The sequence below is a fragment of the Candidatus Chlorohelix allophototropha genome, from assembly GCF_030389965.1.
GTDB classification, from domain to species: Bacteria; Chloroflexota; Chloroflexia; order Chloroheliales; family Chloroheliaceae; genus Chlorohelix; species Chlorohelix allophototropha.
In genome coordinates this window covers 1,808,816-1,822,369 of the sequence record NZ_CP128400.1, presented here as the reverse complement: position 1 = coordinate 1,822,369, position 13,554 = coordinate 1,808,816, and the positions used below count along the sequence as shown (strand labels likewise).

The 13,554-nt window shown below is 46.9% G+C and carries 11 protein-coding genes; 2 read left to right on the top strand and 9 right to left on the bottom strand.

What is annotated here, in order from left to right; translation table 11 throughout:
- Positions 1-21: 21 nt before the first annotated feature.
- A complete protein-coding gene (locus OZ401_RS20400; protein ID WP_341470366.1) occupies positions 22-2,217 on the bottom strand; it encodes a glycosyltransferase family protein in 2,196 nt (731 codons plus the stop codon).
- On the bottom strand, positions 2,217-3,035 hold the full coding sequence (locus OZ401_RS20395; RefSeq protein WP_341470365.1) for an SDR family oxidoreductase: 819 nt from the start codon (positions 3,033-3,035) through the stop codon (positions 2,217-2,219). The genes OZ401_RS20400 and OZ401_RS20395 overlap by 1 nt, the downstream gene beginning before the upstream one ends.
- A gap of 140 nt (positions 3,036-3,175) precedes the next feature.
- On the opposite strand from OZ401_RS20395, the gene OZ401_RS20390 reads away from it, so the two are divergent.
- Positions 3,176-3,946, top strand: coding sequence for a MerR family transcriptional regulator (locus OZ401_RS20390; RefSeq protein ID WP_341470364.1), 771 nt, complete (start codon positions 3,176-3,178; stop codon positions 3,944-3,946).
- Between the two features lie 239 nt (positions 3,947-4,185).
- Here the strand turns inward: OZ401_RS20390 and OZ401_RS20385 are convergent, their stop codons facing one another.
- From OZ401_RS20385 to mtaB, 3 genes are read right to left on the bottom strand one after another with little or no spacing between them, the layout of a single operon-like run.
- Positions 4,186-4,584, bottom strand: a complete 399-nt coding sequence (locus OZ401_RS20385; RefSeq protein WP_341470363.1) for a hypothetical protein — start codon at positions 4,582-4,584, stop codon at positions 4,186-4,188.
- Complete coding sequence (locus OZ401_RS20380) at positions 4,574-5,032, bottom strand: hypothetical protein (RefSeq protein ID WP_341470362.1); 459 nt, start codon at positions 5,030-5,032, stop codon at positions 4,574-4,576. The genes OZ401_RS20385 and OZ401_RS20380 overlap by 11 nt, the downstream gene beginning before the upstream one ends.
- Entirely contained in the window at positions 5,019-6,494 is a 1,476-nt protein-coding gene (mtaB, locus tag OZ401_RS20375; RefSeq protein WP_341470361.1) for a tRNA (N(6)-L-threonylcarbamoyladenosine(37)-C(2))-methylthiotransferase MtaB, read from the bottom strand. The genes OZ401_RS20380 and mtaB overlap by 14 nt, the downstream gene beginning before the upstream one ends.
- Positions 6,495-6,945: 451 nt before the next feature.
- Here mtaB and OZ401_RS20370 point away from each other — a divergent pair, with 451 nt between their 5' ends.
- Positions 6,946-9,219 (top strand): MMPL family transporter, encoded by a 2,274-nt coding sequence (locus OZ401_RS20370; protein ID WP_341470360.1) that lies wholly within the window; start codon positions 6,946-6,948, stop codon positions 9,217-9,219.
- Positions 9,220-9,257: 38 nt separating this feature from the next.
- On the opposite strand, the gene OZ401_RS20365 is transcribed toward OZ401_RS20370, so the two are convergent.
- From OZ401_RS20365 to OZ401_RS20350, 4 genes are all read right to left on the bottom strand, one after another.
- Entirely contained in the window at positions 9,258-10,232 is a 975-nt protein-coding gene (locus OZ401_RS20365) for an HD-GYP domain-containing protein (protein WP_341470359.1), read from the bottom strand.
- Positions 10,233-10,541: 309 nt separating this feature from the next.
- Positions 10,542-11,336 (bottom strand): nickel pincer cofactor biosynthesis protein LarB, encoded by a 795-nt coding sequence (gene larB / locus OZ401_RS20360; RefSeq protein ID WP_341470358.1) that lies wholly within the window; start codon positions 11,334-11,336, stop codon positions 10,542-10,544.
- Complete coding sequence (locus OZ401_RS20355; protein WP_341470357.1) at positions 11,333-12,580, bottom strand: SGNH/GDSL hydrolase family protein; 1,248 nt, start codon at positions 12,578-12,580, stop codon at positions 11,333-11,335. The genes larB and OZ401_RS20355 overlap by 4 nt, the downstream gene beginning before the upstream one ends.
- Before the next feature lie 3 nt (positions 12,581-12,583).
- On the bottom strand, positions 12,584-13,387 hold the full coding sequence (locus tag OZ401_RS20350; RefSeq protein ID WP_341470356.1) for a TrmB family transcriptional regulator: 804 nt from the start codon (positions 13,385-13,387) through the stop codon (positions 12,584-12,586).
- Positions 13,388-13,554 lie beyond the last annotated feature (167 nt).

Here is a 13,554-nt window from a genome sequence, read left to right as displayed (position 1 = left end):
TAATTGCCCTCACTTATTAGGCTAATCAAGTTGTACATTTTTAACCAGATAAAGTAGGCGGCGGGTATCGTTACCCATGCCCAGTTCGCTAGGTTTGGCAGCTTCCCCCTCCACTTTGAAGTCGAGGCGATGTTTGCCCGGTGACAATGCCAGCGGGATTTTCAAAGCTTGTAACCCGCCTTTAAGCGTATCACTCCAGATGATTTTATCATCCAGCGTTATTTTAGCCGATTTCTCGCCTTGTAGTAGCCCGATTGATAGGGATAAAGTGACATTTTTTGTGGCTACCCCCTCCCAGCAAAGGAACAGATTTGCTGTGTCAGTTGCCCAACGGTGGTAGGTAGTTGTTCCGGCGGTTTGCTCAGGCTCGTACCAGCCGTTACCGATTTCGACAAAGGGGCGCGTTTCGCTTAATTGGGGTAGCGCGTAAGCCTCGATTTGGTCATCCCGATATACTGCCGCGCCGGGCGCAATACGCGCAATTGCCGTGCGATATTTGGCAATATCGGTGGCATTTTGCTTATCGTTCTGGGGTAAACGCAGGATGATGTAGCGCACCTTGTAGAAGTGGAAAGCATCATACCAAGCGTGGCGTGTGCCATCACTCGAATCGTCTGCGGCGGGTAGCATAATATCCTGATTGAATTTCAAGGTGGTCAGTTCGCGGAAACCGGGAGCGCGTTGCTGGAAGGGGTGGTCATATTCGCGCGAGATATAGCCGTCAAAAATGCGCTTGCCGTGTATCGCCTGTTCCGCCATGCGTTCCGCTCCGGTGAAAAAGCCGCCTTGCGCCGGGACTTCCACCAGCGAATAGTCCTCTTTATCTTTGGCGAGTTGATCAAAGAAAGGCGAGTATTTAAAACCTTCGAGCGGGTAGGGGATTTGTAAAAATTCGACTACTATCAGCGCACCTGCCAGCCCTGCCAACGCCCATTCTTTTTTCTTACCTACGGCAAAGCGCAAATTCAAACTTGCCAGCCCGTAAGCGGCGCAAACCGCCAAACACAGCATGGTAATGACCATAAAACGATCGGGGCTACGCATAATTTTTACCACCGGCAAGTTTTCAATCAGGGCATAGGGCATCCACCAACCCGGTTGTGCCCCGTTAACTCGCAAGGCAGGCCCAAACGCTAGAATCCAAAAGATTAATGCGGTAAAACCCCAAAACCGAGCGCGCCCTTGCCTATACAGCCCTACTATTGCCAAAATCACCGCTACATATCCCGGATAAACCTGTGCTGCCAACCAGCCTGTTACATATTGCGCCGAGAAGTTTTGGGAAAGCCAGCCGAAAAAGCTAGAAGTAGTGGAGGGTAGGAAAAACTGGGTCAAATCTGCCGAGAACTTGCGGGTGTCGTTCGGGTCGGGCAAATAGTAACTGCTTCCGCTCAATTCGCGCAACATCGGAATGAGAATCGGCGAAACCAGCGCGGCAAAGATGCCAAGCGATAGCCCGATATTGAGTATCGGCAAAAACGCTTTTCGCCCCTGCTTGTTCAGTAGCCCCGCTATCACCAGCCAACAGCCATACAATGCCGTAAAACCGAGCAAAAAGAGGGTGTAATACCAATCGGTTAGAGCGGTTAGCAGCAGAAATATTGCAGCCAACAAGCCGTTGCGCAAACGATTTTCGCGCTCACGGGCGGTTAGAAGCAAGAATAGCACGTAGAAGGGCAGCCATTGCAGCGAAATCAGTTGCATAACCCCCTTGAGCGTGCCGAGATGATAGGGCGAGTAGGCAAATATGAGGCTGGCAGCAAAGGCGGCTGGCTTATTTCGGCACAGATAATTTAGCAGCAAATATGCGCCTAGCCCTGCCAAGATAAAGGAATAGAACACCACGAAATTGTAAGCGGCGGTCATCCCGAAAATTAGCTGCACAGGCAGGCTTAGAACCCCGTTTATGGGGTGAAGGGTGTGGAAGTAAAGGCTGGTATCTTCCGGGAAATATATAAAATCGGTATGAAAGGGATTGCGAAAGTGCAACAGCGAGTCGCGCACCCACCACAGATTCCAAAGATTCTGGTCGCGGTCTTCGATGAGCTTGCCGGGTAATTGGCTGCCAAAGTTCAGGATTAGGGGGAAGGTGAAAAGACAGGTCAGCAGGAAATGCCCCGCTATAACTGCTGCTATTTCTTGCAAACGGCGAGACCACAGGCGCGGTGCGAGGGTCGACTCAACCCCACTCGTAGTCTCTTGATTGGTTATCTTCATTATGGTTTAGGCGGAAGGTCGTTGAAATATTGCAAGTAACCTTTGTTAAGCCATTGCCCTCCATCAATAGTTAGGCACGCCCCATTGATATAAGCGGCATAATCCGAAACCAGATAGGCGGTGGCATTGGAAATCTCATCCACCTCTCCGAAACGCCCTACCGGATTTTCTGAAGCGATACGCTCGAACAGATTCCCACCCCCGAACAGTTGGCGGGTGGTATTTTCGGTAGCGACAGGCCCGGGCGCAATCGCGTTTACCCGGATTTTATATTTAGACCATTCTACCGCCAGCGATTGGGTCATGCTCAGTACGCCCGCTTTGGCGGCGGCACTTGGCACGGTGCCGGGTGCGCCCGTCCATACATAGGTTGCAATGACGTTCACAATTTTACCGCCGCTACCCTGTGCAATCATCTCTTTCGCTACCGTTTGGGTGCAAAACCATGTGCCGTTCAGCACTATGCCCACTACCGCATTCCAAGCGTTTACCGATAATTCCTCGGAACGCGCCACAAAATTGCCTGCCGCATTATTTATGAGTATATCTATCTTGCCGAAGCGTTCTTTGGTTCTCTCCACCATGTTTTGAACCTGTGCCATATCGCGCACATCGGTTGCCAATGCCAACGCTTCGCCCCCTTGCGCTTCGATTGCGGCTACGGTTGCTTCAAGGTTTTCCAGTTTCCGGCTTGCCACCACAATTTTCGCGCCGAGTTTAGCGAAATTAAGCGCGATGGCTTTACCGATACCTGTGCCGCCTCCGGTTATTATCGCCACCTGATTCTGCAACGCGCCCTCTGGCAACATGCTACTCATTTATTTCCCTCCTACTTGGAAAGTCTCTGGGTTGTAATGTATGCCTAGTTTATTCCAGAATGAGGGGGATTGGCAAATCGTTTGATTATGGCGAAATGGTGAAAATCCCTATTGCATCTAACGTTACGTGAGGTTATATAATGCTCGCGTGGGTTGCAACACACATGAAAGGTAGCGCTTGTATGCAAACGCTGGCGATAAAAGTTGGCGAAATTGCCAAAAGAACCGGACTAACCGTTAGAACGCTTCATTTCTACGAAGAATTAGGCTTGCTTATACCATCCGAACGCACCGAAGCAGGACACCGCTTATACAGCGCGGAAGATGTGATGCGCTTGCAGCAAATAAAATCTATGCGTCAAATGGGCTTTTCGTTGGATGACATCAAGAATTGCCTTAGCTCGAAGGAGTTTTCGCCCCGCCGAGTGGTGCAATTGCATTTGAAGCGCGTGGATGAGCAACTTGAGATGTTGCAAACGCTGAAAAGAAGGTTGGCAGCGTTGGATAGCCGTTTGGATAGTATCAGGGAAGTTTCGATTGACGAATTTTTACAAACGATTGAGGTGATGAGTATGATGGAACATAATTTTTCTACCGAAGAGATGGAAGAAATCAAGGCACGGGGGCAACAATTAGGCGATGAAAAAATCCGTGAGGTTGAAACGGAATGGCCCACGCTTATTGCAGCGGTGAAAGCCGCGATGGATAACGGCACTGCTCCAGACAGCGCAGAAGTTCAGGGCTATATGAAACGCTGGAAGGAATTGGTAATGATGTTCAGCGGCGGCAACCCTGCGATTGAGCAAAAGCTGAAGCAGCGCTATGAGTCGGATAGCGAACTGCAAAACTTCACCGGGATTGACCCGAAACTGATGGATTATGTAGGTAAGGCGATGTCCGCCGGGAAGTAGGTTTTTAAGATATTTGTGGCAGGCAAGGGGCTTAAACCCCTTGTCTAAAGCGAAAGCCCTAAAAGCAATGTAACTATTCAGGCAGATAGAAAATAGACCTAGGTAACTAACGGAATCCGAGCGGGGTTCTCAGGGGTGCAACCCCTGTGCGGGGTCGCAAGGGGTGTCCCCTTGAACTCACCCTCTCTCTTTTCCCCCTTGAGGGGGTTAGGGGGTGAATAGTTACAAAGCAATTATCGTTACTTGTTATCGGTATTATTATTTTCACGCTGACTCTGTTCGATCACCATGCGCATAACATCGGCGCGTAACTTTTGTTGTTCAAGGCGATGCTGTTGAAGGCGAGCGATTTCTGCTTTCTGGTTACGGCGAATTAGATAGGGGATGAAAATTAATAGTAACGTGATTGGGATTAGGTTTAGCAGACCTACCCAGCCATAATCCTCACTGACAATCAAACCAAGCGACCATACTATCGTCGCGCTCAAAGCCGCACCCCAAGGCGCGAATGCGCCAATCTTTTCGATTGTGCGCCAGAAAAAATTATCATTCAACTTGGGTAAAGGCTCTACGGTAGGTGGGATACCGATTGCTGGATCCAAAAGCTTGTTCTCTTGTGGCGTGAGCTTATCTGCCACTTTTCCCGCCTTCTTTGGGAGTATTGCGTTTGGCTTTGCGGAGGCGTTCGGCTTCGGCAAGCTCAGTGATTTCTCGCAGCGAGTTATCAAAACCGTCTTTTGATTCACGGTCGTTAGGTAGGCGTTTTTCGCGCCGGGCTTCATCGAACACTTCTCGAAGGCGCGTGTTTCGTTCTGCATCAAGTTTATCTAGGATAATTTGCCGTCGCTCACTGTTGCGGCGATAGCGATAAACCGTCAAGATAACCGAACCGATGAAAATAAGCACTATAAAAAGGAAAATTATCTGTGCTACGGTGCGCTGTTCCGCGTAAGCCAACCCGATGGCAATAGCCGATAAAACTGCTACTACTATGTTTAGAAGCCATTGCAAACGGAACAACAAAAAAGTTCTGGCGCGTTCTTTGCTAGTTTCCTCATCTAATTCTTCAACATCATTCGTACTCATTACATTCCCTCACAATTTCGCCGAACATTCCGTCAGCGTCTCCATTTCCGGCGAGTTTAAGCAGCCTTACCGAGGTTAAATGATTGCGCAAATTTTCTTCCGATTGAATGAATACTCGCAGGTAATTTCCGGTCAAACCGCTCCGCATCGAGCTATTTGGGTCTTTTGCTTCCCAAAGCACTTCTCGAATTTCACCTAGAAAACGGCTGCGCCATTTTTGACTCAGTTCGTCAGAAAGAAGTCTAAGGCGTTCACCTCTTTGCTTTTTATCCGCATCAGCTACCTGATCGGGCATACTGGCGGCAAGCGTACCACTTCGCGGCGAATAGGGAAATACGTGGATTTTAGCAAACCCCATTTCTGCCGCAAATGCCAATGTCTCGGAAAATTCCTGCTCAGTTTCACCCGGAAAACCCACGATAATATCTGTAGTTATAGAAGCATCCGGCAATTCTCGGTGAATTTGCTCAACAATTTGGCGGTATTTTTCCAAAGTATAGCCCCGCCGCATTCTGGCAAGTGTCGCAGCGCTACCCGATTGCAAGGCAAGATGAAAGTGGCGTGCCAGTCGAGTATCGCGTTGCCACAACTCAAGCAAAGTTGGGTCGTAGTCCTGTGGTTCGAGCGAAGTAATTCGTAAGCGTGGGATATCCAGCTTTTCGAGGATAGTCTCAAGCAACGCTTTAAGGCGTAGCGGGCGTTCTTCATTTTCCATATTAAAGGCTCGGTATTTGCCAAGATGCACGCCCGTAAGCACAACTTCTCGGTATCCGGCTTCCAGTTTGCGGCGCACACTTTCGATGACCTCTGGAATAGCGATGCTTCTCGGTACACCTCTGGCAGTTGGCACGATACAAAAGGCGCAACCAGCGTTGCAGCCATCCTGTATTTTTACCATCGCGCGGGTGTGGTATTTTTTTTCGACCTTTACCTTATCGGTGGTGTTGCCAATCTCATCTTCCTCAAAAAGCGGGTGAGAGGGTTCTGGTCGAAACTCCAGTTCGTAGTTTAGACGCTCTGCTACCAGTTCAACCATACGCTCCTGCTCAACCTTATCTAAAACTAGGTCTACTTCTGCTAAGGCTTTTACTTGTTCCGGGTTGGTATAAACATAGCAACCGGTGGCGATAACCAACGCTTGGGGGTTCTCACGTTTGGTGCGCCGTAGAATCTGGCGCGACTTGCGATCTGCTATATGCGTTACGGTGCAGGTGTTTATCACTACTACATCGGGTGTATATACGCCATCAGGTTCAACCAGCGCAAATCCGGCTCTTTGAAAGTTCTCGGCTAGCCCTTCAGTCTCGCTGGAATTAACTTTGCAACCAAGCGTCAGAAAGGCGATGCGCGGTCTAAAATCATCCGGGTTGAGGTTGTTCTCGATTCGCGCCTTAACCCCCGCTGGGGTTACGGGTTGAGGGTTAGTGCTTACACTTAAATTAATCAGTTCAATAGTACGCATATTATTTAAAAATAAGACTTGTAAAAGTTTTAATACCAAAACATATAGAGAAAAAGTATATTACGCTACAATACAAATAGCAACTACTTTAAAAAGTAGGGCTGTTGCAAGAAAGAAATTGTGCCTAGTTATTAATTCTCTTGGAAGGGGTGAGATAGTTTTAATTCGTAAGGGTGCATCGGGATGCGTGAGCTATCCGAGCTTGCCACTAAAAAGGACATGCTAATTGTTGTTTTCACCTTAAAAACAACATAAAATGCGACTGAACTTGATAATTTATAAAAATACTCTTGACAAACATTGTGAAATTTGTTACAAAATATCGCAAGTTGGTTAACTAATTTTAACCTTTTTCCTATGAGGCTATTGTTGTAACAAGATAGGCACATTACCCGGATTAGTTGTTACTATGCTAAGCCTTGTGCGTGTTGCCAAAATTATGGAGGGTTTAATGTTTTATAAGCTTGGTGTATTTTCTTACCGAGCAAGGTGGTGGATAGTAGCTGCCTGGCTGTGTATCATCGTAATGGCGGGCGTTTTTGCGCCACAGGCTAATGGTGTGCTTAAGAGCGGCGGTTTTAACTTGCCGGAAGCCGAAAGTATTAAAGCCATCAATGATATAACCGAACGGTTCGGGGGTTACAGAGCTACGATTATGGCGCTCTTTACGCCTCCTTCTGGCACTCGTGCCGATGACCCTACCTACATGGCGCAGGTTGACGCAGCGGTAGCAGGCGCGAAAGAATTTAAGGATATAAAAGCGGTTTTAACCTACGGCTCAACCGGAGATAAAAGCTTTATTTCGGGGGACGGAAAATACACCTATGCGCTGTTTGGTTTTGTCACCGATGTGGATGCGACCGAGCAAAACTTGGCAAGCTTTGAGAAAACGCTTAAACCGGGTAACCTCGATATGCGCTTAACCGGGTTGCCGGTTATTTATAAGCAGGTGAACGAAGTAAGCCAAACCGACCTTGAACAAGCCGAAAAAATAACCTTGCCCTTGGCTTTAATAATTCTGGTAATAGTGTTTCGGACATTGGTGGCAGCAGCAATGCCTATAATCGTAGCAATGTGTAGCGTGGCAACCACCCTTGCAATGATTTATTTTCTTGGTCAGACAGTCGATCTTTCCATATTTGTACTGAATATTGCAACTGTGCTAGGTCTCGGTATAGGGATAGACTATTCACTATTTATTGTAAATCGTTTTCGAGAGGAATTGCACAAGCGGGATGGCGATGTAGAATCTGCCATTGCTGCTACAGTGGGTTCAGCCGGACGTGCCACTTTCTTTAGCGGGTTGACCGTTCTGATAGGTATGTCCTCGCTACTTTTGTTCCAGTTTATGGCTTTGCGTTCGATGGGCATTGGCGGGGTGTTGGTGGTGCTTATGAGCGTGCTGGCAAGCCTCTCAATGCTTCCGGCTATTCTTTCAATATTAGGACACCGTATTGATAGCTTGAAAGTCCCGTTTCTGAAAAGAACAAAAGATAAGCTACAGGAAATGGGAACAGGTAATAGCTTCTGGCACAAACTGGCGGAATTTGTAATGCGCCACCCTATAAAGATTATTGTGGTGGTGCTGGCGATTTTGGTATTAGTAGGTTCGCCCTTCTGGAGAGTGCGTTTTGGTGAACCACAGGCAGATATATTGCCAAAAGATAACCCTGCTAGGGTTGCTTTTGAAATTATCGGTCAGAATTTCCCCGGTTCAGCTAAAAGCAGTGATGTTTATTTGCTGGTTGAAGCCAAGAATGGCAAAATGACCGACCCTGAGAATGTCACTGCCTTGGTAAATTATACAAATCAATTGATTAAGGATAAGCAAGTTAAAGGTATCCGCAGCGCGGTTAACCTGCCGCTCCCGACACCCTTGACTCAGGAACAGTATGTAACACTGCTTGGCATATACGGTAATGACCCTTCTAAATTACCGGCGCAGGTAGCTCAATTAACCCCAGTATTAAAGAGCTTAATTGATAATCAAAAGGCGGTTATCAAGCTCGATACCGGGATTGAATATGCCAGCGCAGATGCCCGCCAATATATTAATAGCTTGCGAGGTAATAAACCCGCTAACTTTAATGTGCTGATTTCAGGTGAGCAACCGGCATTAATGGATTTCGTGGATAAAATGTACAGCGATTTCCCGATTGCCATATTGCTGGTAGTGATTATCACTTACATAACCTTGCTGATAATGTTTAAGTCTGTGTTATTACCGTTAAAAGCAGTAGTAATGACCGCGCTTAGCTTGTCCGCCAGTTATGGGGCGTTGGTTTGGTTGTTACAGGATGGAAACCTCTCTACCTTATTGGATTTCAAGCCAACGGGCTATGTAGAATCTATGTTACCGATTATGATGTTCGGTATTCTTTCGGGTCTTTCGATGGATTACGAGGTTTTCTTGCTTACTCGTATCAAAGAGGTTTACGATGAGACCAAGAATAATACCAAAAGCGTGGCTTTGGGGCTTGAGCGTACCGGCGGTATCATAACCAGCGCGGCTTTAATTATGATTGTTGTATCCGCCGCCTTTGCCACTGCCGATATTATTATCATTAAAGCTATCGGGATAGGAATGGCGCTGGCGGTATTTATTGATGCCACTATCATACGCGCGTTACTTGTGCCTGCCACAATGAAATTGATTGGCGACTGGAACTGGTGGATTCCGAAAGCGTTGAAGCGACTTTTGCCGGATGTAAATATCAAGCATTAAAGTGAGGAGGAGCGGCATAAAACCCGCTCCTTTTTGAATCAAATAAGGGCGAGGAAAATATCTACTAAAACGGGGTCAAAAAGCCGTCCTTTACCGCTAATTAGAATTTCAATAGCGTCTTCTTTGGGCAAACCATCGGCATAAACTCTTTTTGAGGTCATATCGTCAAAGGCATCCGCAATACCGACGATTCGCGCTCCCAGAGTAATTTGGTCACCCTTCAAGCCGTAAGGGTAACCGCTGCCATCTAATCTTTCATGGTGTTGCAAAATAATTAGCGATGAATCCTCTAGCCCTTCCACCCGCCCTAAAATTCTTGCCCCGATTTCGGGATGATGGCTCATCTCGGTATATTCTTCGGAAGTTAAATTACCAGCTTTTTTGAGGATTTTATCCGGCACTCCTATTTTTCCAATATCGTGGAAAAGACCTCCCAGATAAATATTTCGTATCTGTTCTTTAGTAAGTTCTAATGAGGGAGTTTCAGCCACAATTCGGGAATAATTAGCTACTCTTTGGCTATGCCCCTGACTATCGTGGTCTTTTGCTTCTAGGGCGTTTAATAGCGCAATACTGGCGTTTTCTAACAGCGGGAAAAATACTTTCAGGCTCATGGTTTCACGCATAAGCTGTGCGCTTGAAAGGGCGGATTTAATTGTTTCAATCAATTCGGGACCAGAAAAGGGCTTGGGTATAAAACCTAACGCGCCCGCTTTCAATGCTTTTACCGCAACGTCTACATTGTCATTGCTGGTTATAATTATGCTGGCAATTCCGGGGTCTATTTTTTTAAGTTCTTCCAGAAATTCAAGCCCACTCATACCCGGCATATGGATATCACAAATTATAAGGTCAAAAGGATTACTTTTTACAAGTTCAAGCGCCTTTTCAGCATTATCCGCATCTGTGATTCGAAAATGATTAATAGTGAGCATCCGCGCGATAACATTGCGAACACCCAAATCATCATCTACAATTAAGACAGAAGGTTCAGGATTAGGGGCTTCAGCCATATCAATCGACCTATATAGTTAAACATATAAATTATTAAGGTCAAATAAACTATTTCGCGTATATTTAGTATCTAAGATGATTATAATTCCTTTTACAGCAAAGAACCATAAGCATTTTGTACAATAATCTCCTATTGATTTTTATTTGTAACAATTCACCCCCTACCCTCTCAAGGGGGAAATAGGAGAGAGGAGTTCAAGGGGACACCCCTTGCGACCCCGCACAGGGGTTGCACCCCTGAGAACCCCGCTCGGTTTCCTTTAGTTACATAGGTCTATTTTCTATCTGCCTGAATTGTTACTTTTAATTTATGAGTTTTGCTTGCGTATAGCCGCCATTCTGTTGGCGATTAGCGCGGCGGTAGCGCCTGCTCCCACTCCGTTATCAATATTCACTACCGTCAATCCCGGTGCGCAGGTTTGCAGCATGGTTAATAGCGCTGCGACCCCTTTTCCACCTAAACCATAACCGACCGATACCGGAAGTCCGATAACCGGAACATTTACCAGACCGGCAATTACTGAGGGTAATGCCCCATCCATTCCGGCTGCTACGATAATTACATCCACATCAATCTGCAACATTGATTGGAGCGGTCTGAAAAGACGATGCAAGCCTGCTACCCCAACATCATAGATTGAGGTAACATTGCAGCCCATTTCACGCGCTACTACCCCGGCTTCTTCTGCCACCGGGATGTCGCTATTTCCGGCAGTTATAATTCCTACTTGCCCTCCGGTGACAGGTTGGCTAAAATCAGCACGTTTCAACACCAACATGTTACTAGCGTCAAATTCTTCCACGCCTACAGCTATAGTTTGACCCTCAAATTCTATTGTTGCCAGTTCTTGTACTAGCCTTGCCCGCAATTCCGGCTTTGCCCGACTTATAATTGCTCGCCCTTTTCCTTTTACCAGAAAATTCCGGGCAATTGCAATAGTATCATTATCCCGTTTGCGTTCGGCATATATTATTTCGGGTACGCCCTTACGGTCTTCCCTGTTGTAATCAAGACTGGATTGTTTTTCGAAAATCGGTTCTTGATTCATCTCAGGGTCAACACCCATGAGCGAATTAGCCAATTCTTCAAAAATATTACTCAACCTGACACCTCAAAATCTATCTCTAACTTGCTGGTATTCCCCGCCATATCCTGCGCGACAAAGTTTAGAATATGCTTACCAGCTACCAGACCTGTAGTATCAACAATGCAGGTAAATTCAGCTTCGGCTTTTTTTGCCAGATATAAAGCCGGGACTGCGGCAAGAGGGGTTTGATTTAACCCATCCATAGTATAGAACACTCCTGCAATACTACCCGCGCCGGGCGTTTCTGCTTGCTTGCTGCTGACAATATTATCGGCGGCGACCAACTTGAAGGTAATACGCTCACCGCTTTGAAGCTTCCTGTTATCTGGTATGCCCTGATAACTCAAGCTAAGTGACGACCCTTCCCGGTCATAGCCGCTTGCTTGCCATAAAGCGCGTGCCAACACATTGTAGCCGCTTGCGTTTGGATGCACGTCACCGAATTTTATCCATGTATAATCACCCTCATGCTGAAAAAAGGGGGCAAAAAAATCGGCAACGCGCACCCCTTTATCTAAGGCAATCCGTTTTATGCTCTCATCAAACCGTTTAACCCAGTTGTTCTGCTCATCCTCGCTACCTCCACCGGTTTGATAGATATAGGGGTTATAGTAGGTAGTTACAATTATATCGGAACGGTTTCCGGTATGGGCTTTAAGCTCGTCCAACGCTCGGCTGAAATTTGTTTCAAATTGCTGCAAGGCGCTATTGCGTAGCTGCTCGCTCTTATTGCGATTGTCCAGCATATCGTTTCCGCCAAGCGTGAGGGTAATCGGGCTAACCGTTTTGCCTGCTATTTTGGCTTTATCAATCTCATCGAGGGCAAGTTGCAACTGGCTTTTGTTGCCGGGTTTAGCTTCAAAAAAGCTGCTGCTACTTTCGCCCGGTATGGCTAGGTTTTTGTATGGAGTCATTGCGGGACGAACCCGCTTCAGGTAATTATTATAAAACAGCCCTGCAAAACCCATATCGTATGGAGTAGGTGCGCCCAACCCATACCCAACAGAGTCACCTAACGCCAGATATAAATCACCTATCCCGATGGGTGCAGCCGAATCATTGTGTCCAATTGTTACGCGAGGCGTTGGGGAAAGCGTGGGAGTGGGCGCGGGTATTGTGGCAACAGGCTGTACGAACTCGGTATTACTTTGGACTTCATCAACAAAATTCTTTAGCGTAAAGAATAGCGCCAGCGTTACAATAAGCAAAGCCAGCGCAATTAACGTTACAATGATGGAGTGTGCCGAAAGCTTTTTCATACTTTAAAGTGACAGAGCTTTACTCTGAGGGCTTAGCCAGAAGGATTCGAATAATAGCCGCATCGCCCTCGCGAAATCAGGATGTTCTATCCGCAAACTGGTAAGGCTCTGCTGCCCGGTTATGGGGTCACGGAGGGCGCAAATTGCCGCCCGATCATCCACTACAATTAATTTCATGGGCAATTCTTGGCTGATACGCAATTCTGCGCCGCTTTTGTACAAGGATTCGATACGTTCTTCAATTCCAACCGTGCCTTCTTGGAAAAGGCAGCGCAATTGCACTTTGCGTTTTAGAGCCGCCAACTCATAAGTATTCAACAATCTAGGATCCTGCGCGTAGGGTTCTTTCTCAAGGATATAGATAAAATCCTTTGCGGTTGCTAGTAGGTCGTTGGCTACCTGCGTAATACGGCTTCGTTCGTAGAGTACATCTATATAACGTAATGAGCCTGTTTCAGTCTGACCCGCGCTGTATAGCGGTAATATCTGTTCCACCAAATCTTCCATTAATTGGCGGCGATGCGTTATTACCGCATTCATTTCCTGCTCATGCCTTCGTTGTAAATCCAAAAGAGCTTGTTTTGGATCTACCGCACTGAACTGAGCAACATTTCCCGGTACAGCATAGCATAAGCCTTTATTCAACAGGTTATTCAGGGCTTCATACACTTTTGGGCGAGGTACTCCGGCGGCGTTTGCCAGTTCTGCTGCCTTAAAGTTCGGTCTGCCTAGCATAGCCAGATATATTTTAGCTTCATTTCGGGTTAAATCCAGTTCTTCAAGCTGGCTAATCTGTTCTTCATCCAAGGTGCATCTTACTCCTCTTATTTTGTAACCCTAACCCCCTCAAGGGGGAATAAAGAGGGAAAAAGTATAGGGTACACCCCTATGCCCCCGGCGGGGAGTTTCCCGTGCCTGTGACCCGTAGGGTTACACCCCTTTTCGTTGGTTTTATACCTAGGCTGAGTTGTTAC